The 15,833-nt window shown below is 63.5% G+C and carries 16 protein-coding genes and 1 tRNA gene; 11 read left to right on the forward strand and 6 right to left on the reverse strand.

Annotated elements, in window-relative coordinates:
* The first annotated feature begins 47 nt into the window (after positions 1 to 47).
* Both E0702_RS02660 and E0702_RS02665 read left to right on the forward strand, forming a co-directional pair.
* Positions 48 to 608 (forward strand): nitroreductase family protein, encoded by a 561-nt coding sequence (locus tag E0702_RS02660; protein WP_132041544.1) that lies wholly within the window; start codon positions 48 to 50, stop codon positions 606 to 608.
* 1 nt (position 609) lies between these two features.
* The gene (locus E0702_RS02665; protein ID WP_132041409.1) at positions 610 to 1,116 is read left to right on the forward strand and encodes a YiiD C-terminal domain-containing protein; all 507 of its coding nucleotides are present in this window, start codon (positions 610 to 612) and stop codon (positions 1,114 to 1,116) included.
* 60 nt (positions 1,117 to 1,176) lie between these two features.
* Here the strand turns inward: E0702_RS02665 and E0702_RS02670 are convergent, their stop codons facing one another.
* Positions 1,177 to 2,175 (reverse strand): NADP-dependent oxidoreductase, encoded by a 999-nt coding sequence (locus E0702_RS02670; RefSeq protein WP_132041410.1) that lies wholly within the window; start codon positions 2,173 to 2,175, stop codon positions 1,177 to 1,179.
* Between the two features lie 214 nt (positions 2,176 to 2,389).
* Here E0702_RS02670 and E0702_RS02675 point away from each other — a divergent pair, with 214 nt between their 5' ends.
* Positions 2,390 to 3,343, forward strand: a complete 954-nt coding sequence (locus tag E0702_RS02675; protein WP_132041411.1) for a LysR family transcriptional regulator — start codon at positions 2,390 to 2,392, stop codon at positions 3,341 to 3,343.
* Between the two features lie 30 nt (positions 3,344 to 3,373).
* Here E0702_RS02675 and E0702_RS02680 read toward each other — a convergent pair whose 3' ends face one another.
* Complete coding sequence (locus E0702_RS02680) at positions 3,374 to 4,240, reverse strand: LysR family transcriptional regulator (RefSeq protein ID WP_132041412.1); 867 nt, start codon at positions 4,238 to 4,240, stop codon at positions 3,374 to 3,376.
* A 105-nt stretch (positions 4,241 to 4,345) separates the two neighbouring features.
* Here E0702_RS02680 and E0702_RS02685 point away from each other — a divergent pair, with 105 nt between their 5' ends.
* Together E0702_RS02685 and E0702_RS02690 are read left to right on the forward strand one after the other, a co-directional pair.
* On the forward strand, positions 4,346 to 4,849 hold the full coding sequence (locus E0702_RS02685) for a lactoylglutathione lyase family protein (RefSeq protein ID WP_132041413.1): 504 nt from the start codon (positions 4,346 to 4,348) through the stop codon (positions 4,847 to 4,849).
* A 139-nt stretch (positions 4,850 to 4,988) separates the two neighbouring features.
* Positions 4,989 to 5,885: a mechanosensitive ion channel family protein gene (locus tag E0702_RS02690; protein WP_132041414.1), complete on the forward strand. Its 897-nt coding sequence runs from the start codon at positions 4,989 to 4,991 to the stop codon at positions 5,883 to 5,885.
* A 298-nt stretch (positions 5,886 to 6,183) separates the two neighbouring features.
* Here the strand turns inward: E0702_RS02690 and E0702_RS02695 are convergent, their stop codons facing one another.
* The gene (locus E0702_RS02695; RefSeq protein ID WP_132041415.1) at positions 6,184 to 7,191 is read right to left on the reverse strand and encodes a helix-turn-helix transcriptional regulator; all 1,008 of its coding nucleotides are present in this window, start codon (positions 7,189 to 7,191) and stop codon (positions 6,184 to 6,186) included.
* A gap of 182 nt (positions 7,192 to 7,373) precedes the next feature.
* Between E0702_RS02695 and E0702_RS02700 the strand changes: the two genes are divergently transcribed.
* From E0702_RS02700 to E0702_RS02720, 5 genes are all read left to right on the forward strand, one after another.
* Positions 7,374 to 7,772: a hypothetical protein gene (locus E0702_RS02700; RefSeq protein WP_132041416.1), complete on the forward strand. Its 399-nt coding sequence runs from the start codon at positions 7,374 to 7,376 to the stop codon at positions 7,770 to 7,772.
* Positions 7,769 to 8,428 (forward strand): hypothetical protein, encoded by a 660-nt coding sequence (locus E0702_RS02705; RefSeq protein WP_132041417.1) that lies wholly within the window; start codon positions 7,769 to 7,771, stop codon positions 8,426 to 8,428. Before E0702_RS02700 ends, E0702_RS02705 begins: the two co-directional genes overlap by 4 nt.
* A 72-nt stretch (positions 8,429 to 8,500) precedes the next feature.
* Positions 8,501 to 8,767, forward strand: a complete 267-nt coding sequence (locus tag E0702_RS02710; protein ID WP_132041418.1) for an ADP-ribosylglycohydrolase family protein — start codon at positions 8,501 to 8,503, stop codon at positions 8,765 to 8,767.
* A 146-nt stretch (positions 8,768 to 8,913) separates the two neighbouring features.
* Complete coding sequence (locus tag E0702_RS02715) at positions 8,914 to 9,855, forward strand: metallophosphoesterase (protein ID WP_132041419.1); 942 nt, start codon at positions 8,914 to 8,916, stop codon at positions 9,853 to 9,855.
* Between the two features lie 5 nt (positions 9,856 to 9,860).
* Positions 9,861 to 10,331, forward strand: a complete 471-nt coding sequence (locus tag E0702_RS02720) for a DUF1643 domain-containing protein (protein ID WP_132041420.1) — start codon at positions 9,861 to 9,863, stop codon at positions 10,329 to 10,331.
* Between the two features lie 393 nt (positions 10,332 to 10,724).
* On the opposite strand, the gene E0702_RS02725 is transcribed toward E0702_RS02720, so the two are convergent.
* Positions 10,725 to 10,812 (reverse strand) — tRNA-Ser (locus tag E0702_RS02725).
* Positions 10,813 to 11,011: 199 nt separating this feature from the next.
* Between E0702_RS02725 and E0702_RS02730 the strand changes: the two genes are divergently transcribed.
* A complete protein-coding gene (locus tag E0702_RS02730) occupies positions 11,012 to 11,440 on the forward strand; it encodes a DUF3617 domain-containing protein (protein ID WP_132041421.1) in 429 nt (142 codons plus the stop codon).
* 114 nt (positions 11,441 to 11,554) lie between these two features.
* Here E0702_RS02730 and E0702_RS02735 read toward each other — a convergent pair whose 3' ends face one another.
* Both E0702_RS02735 and E0702_RS02740 read right to left on the reverse strand, forming a co-directional pair.
* A complete protein-coding gene (locus E0702_RS02735) occupies positions 11,555 to 14,668 on the reverse strand; it encodes an efflux RND transporter permease subunit (RefSeq protein ID WP_132041422.1) in 3,114 nt (1,037 codons plus the stop codon).
* Positions 14,668 to 15,762: an efflux RND transporter periplasmic adaptor subunit gene (locus E0702_RS02740; RefSeq protein ID WP_132041423.1), complete on the reverse strand. Its 1,095-nt coding sequence runs from the start codon at positions 15,760 to 15,762 to the stop codon at positions 14,668 to 14,670. Before E0702_RS02740 ends, E0702_RS02735 begins: the two co-directional genes overlap by 1 nt.
* Positions 15,763 to 15,833: the final 71 nt, after the last annotated feature.

Genomic DNA, 15,833 nt, shown 5'->3' on the forward strand with positions numbered 1-15,833 from the left:
GTAGCGAGAACTGTTCTCGTATCAAGATTGCCAAGGGAGAGTTAATGATGGACGCGATATCGCTGCTGCATGAACGCAGCTCCATGGGCAAGCTGATGGGGCCACCGCCCAATGCCGAGCAGCTCGAGGCCATCTACCGGGCGGCCCTGCGGGCACCGGACCACAAGGAGCTGCGTCCCTGGCGCTTTATCGAGTTCTCCGGCGAGGGTCTGGAGCGGCTGGGCGAGCTGTTCGCCGAGGCGGAGTATCGTGAGGACCCTCATGTCGGAGATACCGCCCTGAACGCCGCCCGCAAGAAGCCGCTGCGTGCTCCCATGGTGATTGCGGTGATCGCCAAGGTCACCCCGGAGGTGCCCAAGGTACCCAAGGTGGAGCAGGTGATCTCGGCCGGCTGTGCCGCCCACGCCATCCTGCTTGCCGCCCATGCCCAGGGCCTTGGCGCCATGTGGCGCAGCGGCAAGTACGCCTTCGACCCCGTGGTACGCAAGGGGCTGGGGCTGAACGAGGACGACGAGGTGGTGGCCTTCATCTATCTCGGCACCCTGGGCGGCCGCCACAAGCCCATCGCCCAGCATGATATCGACGACTTCGTCGAGCACTGGCGCTGAGATGCGTGACATCGGCGTTCCCCACCCGCGACTCCCCCTGCCGCCCCAGGGCGGCGAGGATGACCCCGGCGAATTCCTCGCCTGGCTAGGCGAGGCGATTCCGCTGGTTCGACAGCTGGGCATCCGCGAGATGCGCCGCGAGGGCGACCGGCTCGACTGGGAGCTGGCGCTTATTCCCAACCTCAATGACAAGGGCACCGGTTTCGGTGGTTCCCTCGCCGCCCAGACCACCCTGCTGGGCTGGTGCTGGACCACCCTCTGGTTGCGGCGTCGCGGCCTGGCTCGGGATGTGGTGGTGGCCGAGGCCACCCAGCGATTCCTGGCACCGGTGACCGGCGATTATCGTCTGGAGTGTCTGCCCGAGGCGGAGGAGGGGCCCGAGCGCCTCGCCGCAAGGCTCGATGAGAAGGGGCGCGGGCGTATCGCCCTGGTGCAGCGACTCTGGTGCGGTGAGACCTTGTGCCTGGAGGCACGCGGCGACTACGCGGTGCTGGCCGAACGCGCCTGAGGTAGCGCTCGGCGAGAACGACATGATCGGCCTTCGTTATGAAGGCCGATCATTTTTGGTCTAGAGCTTGACCAGCATCTTACCCTGATTGCGCCCGGTGAACAGGGCCAGGAAGGCATCCGGGGTGCTCTCCAGGCCATCCATCACGGTTTCCTGGTAGTCGATCTCGCCGCTGGCGACCCGGGGGGCGAATTCGCTCAGGAAGTCGCCGTGATGCTCCCAGTGATCGAAGACGATAAAGCCCTGCATGCGCGCGCGGCGAATCAGCAGCATCGCCAGGTTGGCCGGTCCGGCGGCGGGGCCTTCGGCGTTGTAGCGTGAGATCATGCCGCAGATGGCGATGCGGGCGCCGACCCTGAGGTTATCCAGCGCCGCTTCCAGGCAGTCTCCACCGACGTTCTCGTAGTAGACGTCGAAGCCCTCCGGGCAGGCGTCCTTGAGCGCCTCGCTCAGCTGGCGAGCATCCTTGCCACGGTAGCTGATCGCCTTGATACCGTGGGATTCGAGCCACTCCAGCTTCTTGGGATCCCCGGCGATGCCGACCACGGTGCCGCCCTTGGCCTTGGCCAGCTGCACCGCGAGAGAGCCCACCGCGCCGCCGGCGGCGCTGACCAGCACGTTGTCCCCCTCCTGCATGTCGGCGATCACGTTGAGCCCGACCCAGGCGGTAGTGCCCGGCATGCCCAGCACACCCAGGTAGGCCTGGGGGGGCACATCGAAGGTGGGCAGCGGCTCGACCTGGTCACCGGGAAGCTGGGCGATATCGCGCCAGCCGCCCATATGCCGAACCCTGTCGCCCTCCTTGAAGCGCGAATCCCGTGACTCGATGACCTCGCCCACGGCGGCGCCTTCAAGCGGCTTGCCGAGCGTGAAGGGCTCGATATAGGTGGTGACACCATCCATGCGGCCACGCATATAGGGATCGACGGAGAGCCAGGTGTTGCGAATGCGCACCTCGCCCTCCTGCAGGGCGGGTAGCTCCGCCGCCTCGAGCTGGAACAGCTCGCGGTCGGGCATGCCCTCGGGGTGTTCGTGAATGGTGAAATAGCGGCTGTGCATGGAGCCTCCTTCGAGTTCAGTGATCTCTGCAGGCATCGGAGCGTTCGGTTCGACGCCCGTCGCCTGGCAGCGATGCGTTTGGTTGTCAACGGTGAGCCTAGGCTACGCCATCCGAGTGATATCACGCCAATGCAAGTTGCTTAAATGCAATATGCGTTAAGCTGATATCATTGCCATTGAAAATCTGGTTTCCATCACCAAGGCATGCGCTCCCATGCACCTCGCCGATCTCGCTCGTCACGACCTGAATGCCCTGGTGACCCTTCATGCGCTGCTGGACTCCCGCAGTGTCACCCGGGCCGCCCAGCGTCTCAACCTGAGCCAGCCTGCGGTCTCGCGGACCCTGTCGCGGCTGCGCCTGGCCTTCGATGACCCACTGTTCGTGCGCACTCACCGTGGGCTGCGCCCCACGGCGAGGGCCGAGGCGCTGGGGCCGCCCCTGGCGCGTTTGCTGGAAGAGCTGGGGGCCCTGCTGGCGCCACCGGAGTTCGACCCGGCCAGCACCACTCGACGCTTTCAGCTGGCGACCACCGACTATGGCATGCACGCCTTCCTGGCGCCTCAGTGGCAGGCCCTGAAGCGGCAGGCGCCCCATCTGCGGCTGGATATCCAGGCCTATAGCGGCAGCATCGAGCAGCGGCTCGACGAGGGCGGCCCCGAGCTTGCGCTCTGCGTGCTCGGTGACCAGGTGCCGGTCAATGTGCATGGCCGCGAGCTCGGTCGCGACCATTTCGTCTGCGTGATGCGCGAGGCGCATCCGCTGGCCCGGGAGCCGGAAGCAGCCTTTACGCTTGAGGCGTTTCTGGAAGCGGATCACCAACTGATCAGCATGGGCGGTGATGATCGTGGGGCGGTGGACCTGGCGCTGGCCCGACAAGGCCTGAGCCGACACGTGAGCCTGCGTCAGCCGCACTTCCTGGCGAGTTTCTCGGCCACCCAGCACAGTGACCTGCTGCTGTGCGTGCCGGGCTGCCTCGCCGCCAGCGTGCTCGAGCACTGGCCGCTGGCACTGCGGCGGCTGCCCCTCGAGGTGGCGTCCTTCTCCTACTGGCTGGTGTGGCATGAGCGCCACCATGGGGATGCCGGCCATGCCTGGCTGCGACAGACCCTGTTCGAGGGTCTCGAGACCCGCTATCACGCGCTTCGCCGCCGGCTGCTGGCGATGTGAGTCGGCGCCGTCCGGTATGGGGGAGGGGAGTTACAAGCGGTTCTTGAGCCACTCGATGGCGTGAGTGGCGCGAGCCGTGAGCGGCCATTCGGCGCGATGCAGAAGCCATAGCGAATCCATCACCCTGGGCAGGTCCTCGACGACCCGGATCGCCTCGGGGCGCGCGAATGCCTGACGCGCGAAGCGAGGCAGGACGCTGAATCCCAGCCCTGCGGCGACCGGGTCGAGAATCAGCCCGATCTGATTGGTAAACCCCCGGCAGGGCAGTTGGCCGATTCCCGGGTTACCCGGGAAGCAGCGACTCAGGAGCCGAGTGGCCATGTCGTGTCCATCGGGGTGATCGATGAAGCCAAGCCGCACCAGATCCGCCCAGCCCTCGACTCGCTCCCCGGCCGGGACCACCAGCTCGAGGGCTTCCCGCGCGAAGAGCGACACCGACAGGCGAGAGTCCTCGGGCTGCTGGGTGGCGAGCCCGAACTCGGCACGCTTGTCGAGCACGCTCGCGATGACCTCGCCGGTCGGACCGAAGCGATGGCGAATGGTGAGGCCGGGCGCTTCGCCCTGCAGGGCCAGCAGATGGGGGTAGATCGCCAGGCCGATGCTGCCGGGCGTGATAAGGCTGAGATCGCCCTGGGTGGCGTCATCACCGGCCAGGCGCTGTTGCAGGCGCTGGTCGGCGGCGTGCATCTCTCGCTGGTAGTCGAGCAGGGCATGGCCGGCGGGGGTCAGCTCCAGCTGCCTCGGCTGGCGCAGTAGTAGCGGCCCGAGTCGCGTTTCCAGGTGCTTGATATGTTGGCTGACCGCGGCCTGGGTCAGGTCCAGTCGTTCGGCCGCACGGGTGAAGTTGCCAAGCTCGACCACGGTTTCGAAGGTGCGAAGCCACTGAGGTTGAAGCATAAGTATCTTTTATCGCGAGGATAAGAGGATGATGGTTTTTATTATGATCTGCGCCACCTAGCATGGCCAACGTCATATTCCGGACGACCAACAGGAGTCTTCGTCATGAGTCAGCCCTATCCCCGCACCTTCTCGCATATCGGCATTTCGGTACCCGATGTCGAGGCGGCCGTCGCGTTCTACACCGAGGTTCTCGGCTGGTACGTGATCATGGAGCCCACCACCATCGTCGAGGACGACTCCGCCATCGGCACGATGTGCAGTGATGTCTTCGGGCCGGGCTGGGAGTCGTTCCGTATCGCGCACCTCTCGACCGGGGACCGGGTCGGCGTCGAGCTGTTCGAGTTCAAGGATCAGCAAGCTCCCGAGAACAACTTCGAGTACTGGAAGACCGGCATCTTCCACTTCTGTATCCAGGACCCCGACGTGGAAGGGCTCGCCGAACGCATCTTCGCGGCCGGTGGCAAGCAGCGCATGCCGGTCAGGGAGTACTTCCCTGGCGAGAAACCGTTTCGCATGGTCTATATGGAAGACCCCTTCGGCAATATTCTCGAGATCTATAGCCACAGCTATGAGCTGACCTACTCCGCCGGGGCCTACGCCTCCTGAGGCTGGCCGAACCGGCAGCCGGGCTGTCGCCCAGCCCCGTGGCCGCCGGTGAGACGCCGGCAGGGCCAATTCCCGGCTACTCTGGAGGTACGGCATCGTCCCCGCGGCGAGTCGCCAAGCCATAGAGGGTGTCCGGGCCATGGAGCAGATTCAGTTCGTGCCGCTGCTGATGGGGGAGGTCGAACAGTACCTTCGGGGGCTGGTCGAGGCCGGCCCCCGACTGTTGGGCGCCGTGGTGCTGATCCTGGTGACCTGGGGGATGGCGCGGCTGCTTGGCGCCCTCGTGAGTCGACTGGCGCGAAGGGCGCGTCTGCGCCGCAACCTGATCGATGTGCTGGCCATGCTGACCCATCTGGCGGTCTGGCTGATCGGGCTGCTGGTCGCGATCACCCTGGTCTTTCCCACGGTCACCCCGGCCAAGGCGTTAACCACGCTGGGCCTGGGCTCCCTGGCCGTGGGCTTCGCCTTCAAGGATATCTTCGAGAACTTCCTGGCAGGGCTGCTGATCCTGTGGCGCGAACCCTTCAAGATCGGCGATCACATCGCCGTGGAGGAGCATGAGGTCGAGGGGCTGGTCGAGCTGATCACCGTGCGCGACAGCCATATTCGGCGCACCGACGGCCAGCGCATCGTGGTGCCCAATGCCCTGCTGTTCGAGAACCCGGTCATCGTGCGCACCGACCGCGATGTGAGGCGCACCTCGATCATCGTCGGCATCGCCTACGATGAGGACGTCGATACCGCCCGGGAGGTGATCGGGGACGCGGTGCGCCATGTCGACTCGGTGCGTGATGATGTGCGCGATATCCAGGTCTTCGCCAAGGCCTTTGGCGAGAGCTCGATCGACTTCGAGGTGACCTGGTGGACCGGCTCCAGGCCGGTGGATATTCGCTCCTCTCGAGACCAGGTGGTCGCCGCGATCAAGCGTGCTCTCGACGAGCACGGCATCGAGATCCCATTTCCCTACCGTACCCTGGTGTTCAAGTCGGGCTCACCGTTACCACTCGCCTCCGCCCAGCCCGAGGAGGGGGAGTGATAGCGCCTGTTTGGCGAGACAGCAAGGGTGACTAGGGAGCCTTATCACTATTCAGTGAGCCTCATTACCATTCGTTCGAAGCCATGTAGATGAAATCATCAAGGTCAGAGCTTTGACGTTAAAAACTGTAAAATCTCATGGTTTTCCCGAATGGAGGGTAGAGACTCACGCGGATCTAGAAGTTTTCTCCGCGAGGGCAGTGTCCTTGGGTGAGGGGCAGAGAATGTCATTATTCCCTATAATCAGAAGGATAGTGCCGCTGCCCCAGCTTGAGGCCTAGTTCAGAGGCACTGGATAATTACTCACCGCGCTCAACGATGGTCTTGGCAGTTGTGAAAATATCGGCGCGCCAAGTTTCAGGCGCCAAGACTTCCACATTAGCTCCCATGGCCATCAGCCACCACAGGGTCTGCTGGTCGTTGGGCACCTTGGCCTCCAGGCGTTGCCAGTCACTGTCCGGGAGCGGTGTGAGTCGCTGCTCTTCGGCCAGTGGTGTTTCGCTGAGTAGCCAGGCCACCTGGGGGGCGACATTGGCTACCAGGGTCACAGGAGCCTTGCTCTCCAAATAGCCGAAGGCACCGCCCGCAATATAGTCGTCCAGATCGAAGTCGCCGGCGTCATGCCAGCTGGCATCACTGAGACGCGCCTCCCGGATGCGGTGCAAGGCAAACTGACGAACATCCTCGTAGTCGTTCACGGTGGCCAGCAGGTAGGTCACGCTGTGGCGGCTGACCAGGCCCTGGGGGTGCAGGGTGAATTGCTTCACCTCTTCGGCGCTGCGTGACAGATAAGTGACGTCGATGGCCCGCTGGCTGAGCAGGGCCTCGGACACCGTCTGCCACGTCTCCGCGCTGAGTGGTGCCGGAATCAGTGCCTTCCCATTGGGAATGGCGCGAACCCGCCTAGCCCACTGGCTCAGTCCATTCTGTTCCAGGTTATCCAGCAGTTGGCGGGCGTCACGGAATTGCGGGGTGAGCTGGCCGACTACCACCGGGGGTAGCAGGCCCTTCAGGTACTCCTCGGCCAACACCAGAGTCAGGGCGCTGGGGATGTCGAGGGCGGGCAGGCTGCAGTGGAAGTCGCGGTCGAAATACCACCGGTAGGGTTTCTGGCTGTCGTCGCATACCAGCGGAAAGTGCAGGGAGAGGCGGTCGCGAAGGTCGCGCTGCAGCGAGCGTCGATCGATCTGAAAGCCGCGTTCCTGGAGTTTATCCAGCAGCACAGGCGTGCTGATGCGCCCCGGACTACGCGGGATCAGCTGCAGCATGGCTAGATAACGGAATAGGGTATCGCGAATCTCTGACATGGACGTTCCTTGTCGGGGTGCTGAACCTACTCTCTCAGCCTACGGATCACGAGTCGACAAACCACGCGTTCTTGAGTAGCCAGGCCGTCACCTGCTCGGCGGCGACAACCGTAGTCGCTCCGTGGTGTGTACCGAGCCTCCTGTCCTTTCGCATGTCTCTTCCCCCTGGATCGAGGATGCCCATGCTCACACAGCAAGGCGACATGCTGTGTCGCACCCTGATGTCAGACTTTGGTTATCACGCAGAACAGGAGATGGTGGCAATGGACACACCCGATTTTAGCGCATGGACTCCCGCGCGATTGAACGCCCTGGAGGTGCAAATCTCGCATTGGCTCTTCACAAAGGACCCCATGCACACCTGTTGTGTGGAGAACGACGCCTTCGATGAATATGACGCCGTCGCCATGAGCCTGGTCGAGCAACTGGCAAACGGTGTCGATCCTCATGCGGCACTTCAGGAAGTTTTGACGACCTCGTTTGGTGATGAGTTGGTGAACAGAGTTCCGCTGAGACGCTTGGCTTTCTCATTGTGCGAGCTTCTGGCCGCCGAGGCTTCCAGGAGAGGAGAGGGTGCATGAGCGAACTGCAGCGTCAGATTCGGCAGCGGACCCGGTTTCGGCCGGAGAGCGACCTGCTACGCCAGATGGGTTATGCCAACCCGAATCATCGACATCGCAAGCGCCTGACTCAGGTATTGGCCGACCCCGAGCTAGGGCTGGGAAAGCCCGAGTACGACTTCGTCCATGACTGCCGAAGTTTCTTGCATGCCCTCTGCCGGGCCTTGGGCATCCCTGAAAACAATTGCCAGGCCTTCATCGCAAAGCGCGATGCCAACGACAAGGCAGAGCGTCAGGCCTTCAAGCCTTGGCTGTTTGTCGATACCGGGTTTCGCCGCTGTGATCGGCCGGGCATGCCGCTGTTTGCCCTGGCTCTGATGGAGCGGCATCGTCGTTTGGTTCTGGCAGAAGATACCTGGCGTATGCCCTGGCATGAGCAGCTGACCCGAGCCCAGTCTCGAGTGCGCGAGCACATGGCTGAGAGCGGGGGAGAGTTGCAAGCCTGGGGACGCATCCAGCGTTATCTGTTCTGTTACGCTGAGGGGCGAAAGCTGGCGATCGCACCGAGTGGCGAGGTGCTCGGGGATGCCTCGGAAAGGAAGCTGCCTCAGGCCAGTTTCACTCTAAAAGGCAAGCCAGTTTCAGTGCTGCTCAATAATGGAGACTCTCCGACATGAGATGTCGCATTACGCCGTGATATTGAAAGTAATGACCTTCACGGGACTCACGACACGACAAGGAGTCACTCCATGTCTTCGATATTGACCCTTCAGGAACGTTTCACCGGCTGCCTGCTCGGGGGTGCCGTCGGTGATGCTCTGGGTGCGCCAGTCGAGTTTATGAGCCGCCAGCGAATTTTCCAGCAATTTGGCTCGCAGGGCATTGGTGAGTATGCGCCAGCCCTTGGCGGGCTCGGCGTGATCACTGATGACACCCAGATGACATTGTTTGCTGCCGAGGGACTCTTGCGTGCCGATGTATGCGGCAGCCTGCGTGGTATATACCACCCGCCCTGACTGGGTGTGGGAGAAGTATCCGGGGTTCTAAGCACAGTCTTATTGGCGAATAGCTCGCCAATCCATGGTTCACCGGGTGACATGCTCTGCTGACACCGCCACAGTGGGGCATAAGGACGTTCAACAATAGGCACAGGAGGCCTTGCATGTATGACCTCATCGGCGATATTCATGGGTATTCCATTCCGCTGAAGCGACTGCTTGAGACGCTCGGCTACCGGGAATCCAGCGGCATCTGGTCACATCCTGACCAGCGCCAGGTGATCTTTCTCGGCGACTTTGTCGACCGGGGGCCGCATCAGGTTGAGACGGTGCAGATCGCTCGTGCCATGGTCGATGCCGGTACGGCGCTCGCCGTGATGGGTAATCACGAGTTCAATGCGGTGGCCTGGGCCACACCGGATCCTGACAACCCCGGTGACCACCTGCGTTCTCACAGCGACAAGAATCGTGGGCAGCACCAGGCCTATCTGGAGCAGGTGGGAGAAGGCAGCGAGCTACATCGCGAGCATATCGCCTGGTTCAAGACGCTGCCGCTCTACCTCGACCTGGAGGGCCTGCGCGTGGTGCACGCCTGTTGGCATCCCTCCTCCATTGCTGCGCTGGAAGGCTTTCTCGATGAGCGGCAGCGTATCCTGCCTCATGCCTGGCCCGACCTGGCACGCAAGAAAGGTTCAGGCTTCGAGGCGTTGGAGACCTTGCTGAAGGGGCTGGAGATTCCACTGCCTGAAGGACATAAGTTTCACGACAAGGATGGCAATCCGCGCCACCATATTCGCACCCAATGGTGGGAGCTTGAGCGGCTGACCTATCGCGATTTGGCCATGGTACCGGCTGAGGCCATCAATGATATCCCTCACACCACTATTCCCGAGGATGTGCTGCCGGGCTACTCCGGCGACAAGCCGTTGTTCGTCGGCCACTACTGGCTGACTGGCACGCCAAAGCCGCTCAATCGTCATATCGCCTGCCTGGACTACAGCATCGCCGGTGGTCACCATCGACGTAACGATCCGAACAAGCTGTGCGCCTATCGCTGGGATGGCGAGCAAGAGCTGACAGCCGACAACATGGTATGGGTAGAGTAATAGTAATGAAGAAAGTGGCTAAGATTTCCCCGTGTGAGCGCTATCGCTATACTCTGGGACGAATTTGGGACTCTGAACTGCCTTATGTGGCTTTTATCGGACTCAACCCCTCGACGGCAGATGCGGTAGAGGACGATCCCACCCTGAACCGCTGTATTCAGTACGCCAAGGCCTGGGGCTATGGTGGGGTGTGGATGGTCAACCTGTTTGCCTTTCGCGCGACCAGCCCGGTCGACATGAAGGCGGCTGATGATCCGGTTGGCCCTGATAATGACCTGTCGTTGAAATCGGTCTGTGAGGCCGCTGATCTGGTGGTCGCGGCATGGGGCAACCATGGTAGCTTTCGCAACCGCTCTCGGCAGGTGAGAGTCATGCTGGATGGTCTGCATTGCCTCAAGTTGAACAAGAGCGGTGAGCCGGCCCACCCGCTGTACCAGCGTAAGACGGCGAGACCTGAGGTCTTGCCTTCGTCATGACGCTTAGAGCAGTTGGTGATAGCAGGCGACGATCACATCAAGAGGGTGAAGCAGTCCGTACCTTTTGAGGGGGCATCTAAGCTTGGACCGGGTCATCATCGGCATCTGGCCGCCTGCTCGACATGATGTGAGAAGACGCTTCGTCCGAGGAGGGAGCCGGGCAATACCCCGGGAACTACTCCAAGTTCGGGATATTGCGACGAGCAGCTGCCTGGATTAGGCGGACCCTACAGTGGTGTTGGGGGCGCCAAAACCGCGAGTGAAGTGATCGTTCGATTATATCCAGCAACTTCCAACGAAGGTCGACATTCTGGATGTGAGTCAACTTGTTGGCCAGGAAAACACAGAAAAAGAAAAAGCCGCTGATTTCTCAGCGGCTTTTTCAATATTCGGTGGCGGAGGGGGAGGGATTCGAACCCTCGAAGCCTTTCGACTTACACACTTTCCAGGCGTGCTCCTTCGACCACTCGGACACCCCTCCGTATTGTGGTTCTCACGCCGGGGCGGTGGCCCTTTCGCGTCAGAACGGCGCACATAGTATCGACCTAAGTGCGCGAATGCAAGCGGTTTCCTGTGATTTGCCTGAACCCCCTCCGGTGATGGGTCCGTGTGCTGCCCCGGGGTACGCCTGAGGGCGAGGCTTCGTTATGCTGGGGGCGAATCCATGACAGGAAAGTCCCATGACCTTACGCCCCGTGCTCGCCGGCCTGCTGCTGGCACTGCCTTTGTCCGCCCTGGCCGAGACCCCCAATATCGTGCCGGGGGAGTGGGAGTTCACCAGTACCACCTCGGTCTCCGGTGATCTGCCGTTCCCCGACCAGACCGAGACGTCCCGCGAGTGCATCGCCCAGGGCGATCTCAATGATCCCGACTTCCAGATGATCGAGGAGGAGGAGAACTGCGAGCTGATAGAACACAATGTGGGCGTCGATGGCATGGACTACCGCATGATCTGCCAGGCCGAGGGTGGCCAGGCGGATATCGTCGGCCATATGGATTTTTTGGGTGAGACCACCGAGGGCCGAGTCGAAGTGACCGTTCAGTCGCCGCAGATGGGCGAGATGGAGATGGTCACCGAGGTCGAGGGGCAGCGTATCGGCGAGTGCTGATTCTCTGGCCGCCTAATTGAATGTAGAGCGGTCTAACGCAGAGTGGCCACCCTCGGGTGGCCGTTCCGCATTCTCTTATGTCGTTTTAATGTCGTCCTATGGTGTGCAGTGGGTTCACGGTCCCTCCGGGGCGGCCTCCATTTCACGCTCCAGGCGCTTGGTGACGTCGCCGGGGGAGCCGGTGTGCCGCGCCAGCAGGTCGTAGGCCACCGGTACCACGAACAGGGTGAACAGGGTGGCGGCGGCGAGGCCACAGAGGATGACGATGCCGATCACCAGGCGTGTCTCGGCACCGGCACCGCTGGAGATGATCAGCGGTACCGCTCCTGCCATGGTGGTAACGGCGGTCATCACGATGGGGCGCAGGCGGGTCACCGAGGCCTCCACCAGTGCCTCATGGAAGGCCCAGCCCTGGTCGCGCAGCTGGTTGGCGAACTCCACGATCAGGATCCCGTTCTTGGCGGCGAGACCCACCAGCATCACCAACCCCACCTGGCTGTAGATGTTCAGTGACTGGCCGGTGACGTAGAGCCCCAGCAGGGCACCGCAGATCGCCAGGGGCACGCTGAGCATGATCACGAAGGGGTGCACGAAGCTCTCGAACTGGCCGGCAAGCACCAGGAAGACCACCACCAGGCCCAGGCCCAGCAGGAAGCCCGTGGCGTCACTCGCCTCCAGAAAGTCGCGAGAGGCCCCCTTGACGTCGGTCTGGGCCTCGGGGGGCAGCAGCTCGCGAACCGTCTCCTCCAGATAGCTCAGCGCCTCGCCCAGCGGGTAGCCGTCGGCGAGGTCCGCCTCGAGGGTGATGGCACGCAGCCGGTTGAAGCGATTCAGGGTGCTGGGACCGGCGAAGTCGGTCAGGCTCACCAGGCTGGCAAGGGGGATCAGCTCGCCGCTGCGCTGGGAGCGTACCCGCAGGCTCTCCAGGCTTTGCGGACTGGGGCGCGCGCCGGGCTCACCCTCCAGAATGACGTCGTACTCCTCGCCGTCATCGATATAGCGAGTGGCGGTACGCCCGCCCAGCAGGGTCTCCAGGGTGCGCCCGATCTCGGTGACGGTGACCCCGAGCTCGGCGGCCCGCTGGTAGTCGATATCGACCTGGAGCTGGGGCTGAGTCTCTTCATAGTCGCTGTCCAGGCCGGTGAGGCGTGGGTTGTCCTCGCGGATATGGGCGAAGAGGGTGTCGCGCCAGGCCTCGAGCTCCGCGTAGCTGCCGCCGCCGAGCACGAACTGCACCGGCTTCTCGACGCTGACGCCGAAGCCCTGTCGCATCACCGGGAAGGCGCGCACGCCGGGCAGGTCGGCGAGCTTGCCTCGAATCTCGGCCATGATCGCCCAGGCGGAACGGCGGTTGCCCCAGTCGGCCAGGTTGATGATGACGAAGCCGCTGTTGAAGTTCTCGATATTGCCCCAGCCGAGTGGCGCGCGCACCAGCACGCGATCGACCTCGCCGCCCTCGACCATCGGCAGCAGCCGCGCCTCGATCTCGTCCATATAGTCGAGCATGTAGTCGTAGGTGGCACCGGGGGGGCCGTTGACCAGCACCCAGAAGTTGCCGCGGTCCTCCCTGGGGGTGTACTCGTTGGGTAGCTCGGCGTTGAGCCAGAACATGCCGCCGATCACCGCGACAAGCAGCGCCATCACCAGCAGGCGCAGCTTGAGGGCGCGCTCGAGCAGGCGGCGATAGATGCAGCGGGAGTGCTCCAGCGCCCACTGCACGCCACGGGCGAGGCGGCCTTCGTGCATATTCGTCTTAAGGAGCTTGGATGCCATCATTGGCGTCAGGGTCAACGCCAGCAGGCTGGAGATGGCCACGGCGGCGGCAAGGGTCAGGGCGAACTCCGAGAAGAGCCGGCCGATATCGCCCTGCAGAAAGCTCAGCGGCACGAATACCGCAATCAGTACCAGGGTGGTGGCGATCACGGCGAAGGCGATCTGGCGGGTACCGCGAAACGCCGCCACCAGCGGGGTCTCGCCATGATCGTGCATGCGCCGATGGATATTCTCCAGCACCACGATGGCGTCATCGACGATCAGGCCGATGGCCAGCACCAGGGCCAGCAGGGTGAGCAGATTGATGGTGAAGCCCATCACGGCCAGGGCACCGAAGGTGCCGATCAGGGCGATGGGCACGGTCACCGCGGGGATCAGGGTGGTACGCAGATTGCCCAGGAACAGGAAGATCGCCACCACCACCAGGCCCATGGCGATAAACAGGGTCTGCACCACCTGGGAGATGGCGCCCTCGACGAACACCGAGGCGTCGAAGTTGAGCGCCAGGGTCATGCCCTCGGGCAGTTTCGGCTGCTGGCGCGCCATCTCGGCCTGTACCTCGCGGGAGATCTCCAGCACGTTGGCGGTGGACTGCTTGACCATGCCCAGTCCCACCAGTGGCGTGCCATTGCCGCGGAAGATGGTGCGCTCCTCCACGGCGCCGATCTCCACCCGGGCCACGTCACCCAGGCGCACCAGATAGCCGTTGTCGGCCTTGTCCAGCACCAGACTGCGGAAATCCTCCGGCGTCGCGAAGCCGCGTGGCAGACGAACGATGAACTGTCGCTCGCTGGACTCGAGAGAGCCGCCGGGGAGCTCGACGTTATCGGCACGCAGCGCATCCTCGATGTCACCGGCGGTGAGGCCACGGGCGGCCATGGCATCCGCATCCAGCCACACGCGCATGGCGTACTCGCGGCCGCCGCCGATGATGACGCGCGAGACCCCTGGCTGGATGGAGAAGCGGTCCACCAGGTAGCGGTTGGCGTAATCGGTGAGCTCGGCCATGGTGTAGCCCTCACCGGAGAGCGATAGCCAGATCACGACCTGGGAGCTGGAGTCGGCCTTCTCCACCTCGGGTGGATCGGCCTCGTCGGGCAGGTTGCCGGCGGCGTCGGAGATTCGGTCGCGGATATCGTTGGCGGCCGAGTCGATATCCCGGTCGAGACCGAACTCGATGTTGATGCTGGAGCGCCCATCCCGGCTCGAGGATGAGATCACCTCGATACCGGAGACCCCGGCGATACGATCCTCCAGCACCTGGGTGATGCGCGCCTCCACCACGCTGGCCGAGGCACCGGGGTAGCCGGTATTGACGCTGACGATGGGCGGGTCGATGGTGGGGTACTCCTGCAGCGGCAGGCGCTGAAGGGCGAGCAGGCCAAAGGCCACGATCAGGGCGGCCAGCACCGTGGCCAGTACCGGCCGCTGAACGGAGAGATCGGAGAGGCGCATCAGCCGCTGGCCTCCGCGGCCTCACGGTCCCGGCGCAGCAGCTCGGAGACGCTGGTAGTGTCGTCGAGGATGCCCAGCAGGCGGGTCGGCTGGCCGTCGCGTACCCGCTCGGTCCCGTGGGCCACCACCAGTTGCCCCGCCTCCAGGCCGGTGAGGATCTCGACCTCCCCCTTGCGGCGGGCGCCGATGGAGACCTCGCGACGCGTCACGCGATGCTCGTCATCCGGGGTCAGGGTCAGCACGAACTGACGGCGCCCCTCGGGGATCAGCGCCGACTCGGGGATCACCAGGGCCCGGCGAGCCTCACGCTGTACCACCACATTCATCAACATGCCGGGGCGAAGCTTGCCCTCGGGGTTGTCGATCAACGCCCGCACGCTCACGCTGCGGCTCACCGGGTCGATCCGGGTGCCGATGCTTGCGATCTCGGCGCCGAAGACGGTGTCCGGATAGGCGGCGCTGGTGGCACTCAGGGCCAGCCCCGGGGAGATCTCGCCCAGCGTCAGCTCCGGCAGGGTGAAGTCGAGCTTCATCACATCGAGCTTGTCCAGAGTCACAAGCTCGGTGCCCGGGGTGACCAGGGTCCCCACGCTGACGTTGCGAAAGCCGACACGACCGCCGAAGGGGGCCCGCAGGCGGTAGTCGTTGAGCCGCGCCTCCAGGGCCTGGATCTCGGCCTCGACCTGGCGCAGCCGCGAGCGAGCATCCTCCAGATCTCCCCGAGGGGCCAGATTGCGTTGCTGCAGCTGGGTCAGGCGATTGACGGCATTGCGGCGCTCCTCACGCAACGCCTGGGCGGCAAGCAGGTCGGCCTGGGCCTCGTCGTCGGCCAGGCGAATCAGCAGCTGACCCGCCTCGACCTCCTCGCCATCGCGGAAGTTGAGCTCGGCCACGGTGTCGGTCACCGTCGCCGAGAGCGTCACGCTTTCATCGGCGCGCAGGGTTCCCAGCGACGCCAGTGGGTCTGACCAGGCCTCCAGATGCGCTTCGGCGGCGATCACCGCCGTGGGCTGCTGCGCCTGTAGCGGTGAGGCCACCGCCAGCAGCAGGCCCGACAGCAGAAGCAGTAAACGAGGAAGGGAGCGTAGTGGCATGGGGGCAATCTTGTCGGTAGGCGGTGGTCGGGTAACGATCAACGGCGTTATCGAATAGCTTACTCGGGCGT

The organism is Halomonas marinisediminis (assembly GCF_004347715.1).
Lineage (GTDB): Bacteria > Pseudomonadota > Gammaproteobacteria > Pseudomonadales > Halomonadaceae > Halomonas > Halomonas icarae.